Here is a 1,378-nt window from a genome sequence, read left to right on the forward strand (position 1 = left end):
TGAGCTGGGGGTGGCCGCAGAGACCAGCGAGAAGCGACTGTTTACTAAAAACACAGGTCCGTGCGAAGCCGTAAGGCGATGTATACGGACTGACGCCTGCCCGGTGCTGGAACGTTAAGGGGACCGGTTAGCTCACTTTCGGGTGGGCGAAGCTGAGAACTTAAGCGCCAGTAAACGGCGGTGGTAACTATAACCATCCTAAGGTAGCGAAATTCCTTGTCGGGTAAGTTCCGACCTGCACGAATGGCGTAACGACTTCTCGACTGTCTCAACCATAGGCCCGGTGAAATTGCACTACGAGTAAAGATGCTCGTTTCGCGCAGCAGGACGGAAAGACCCCGGGACCTTTACTACAGTTTGATATTGGTGTTCGGTTCGGCTTGTGTAGGATAGCTGGGAGACTGTGAAGCGGCCACGCCAGTGGTTGTGGAGTCGTCGTTGAAATACCAGTCTGGTCGTGCTGGATGTCTAACCTGGGTCCGTGATCCGGATCAGGGACAGTGTCTGATGGGTAGTTTAACTGGGGCGGTTGCCTCCTAAAGAGTAACGGAGGCGCCCAAAGGTTCCCTCAGCCTGGTTGGCAATCAGGTGTTGAGTGTAAGTGCACAAGGGAGCTTGACTGTGAGACCGACGGGTCGAGCAGGGACGAAAGTCGGGACTAGTGATCCGGCGGTGGCTTGTGGAAGCGCCGTCGCTCAACGGATAAAAGGTACCCCGGGGATAACAGGCTGATCTTCCCCAAGAGTCCATATCGACGGGATGGTTTGGCACCTCGATGTCGGCTCGTCGCATCCTGGGGCTGGAGTCGGTCCCAAGGGTTGGGCTGTTCGCCCATTAAAGCGGTACGCGAGCTGGGTTTAGAACGTCGTGAGACAGTTCGGTCCCTATCCGCTGTGCGCGTAGGAGTCTTGAGAAGGGCTGTCCCTAGTACGAGAGGACCGGGACGGACGAACCTCTGGTGTGCCAGTTGTTCTGCCAAGGGCATGGCTGGTTGGCTACGTTCGGGAGGGATAACCGCTGAAAGCATCTAAGCGGGAAGCCTGCTTCGAGATGAGGACTCCCACCCACTTGATGGGGTAAGGCTCCCAGTAGACGACTGGGTTGATAGGCCGGATCTGGAAGCACGGTAACGTGTGGAGGTGACCGGTACTAATAGGCCGAGGGCTTGTCCTCAGTTGCTCGCGTCCACTGTGTTGGTTCTGAAACCACGAACAACCGCCATGGCCTCAGGCCGTGGTTCCGGTTGACAGTTTCATAGTGTTTCGGTGGTCATAGCGTGAGGGAAACGCCCGGTTACATTCCGAACCCGGAAGCTAAGCCTCACAGCGCCGATGGTACTGCAGGGGGGACCCTGTGGGAGAGTAGGACACCGCCGAAC

General features: G+C 57.0%; 2 rRNA genes. Both read left to right on the forward strand.

Going from position 1 to position 1,378, the window contains the following annotated elements:
* Positions 1-1,173, forward strand: a 23S ribosomal RNA gene (locus AB0A61_RS41085); the annotation flags it as partial.
* Positions 1,174-1,261: 88 nt separating this feature from the next.
* Positions 1,262-1,378: ribosomal RNA gene (gene rrf / locus AB0A61_RS41090) — 5S ribosomal RNA — on the forward strand.

Source organism: Streptomyces sp. NPDC046197 (assembly GCF_040646295.1).
Classification (GTDB): Bacteria; Actinomycetota; Actinomycetes; order Streptomycetales; family Streptomycetaceae; genus Streptomyces.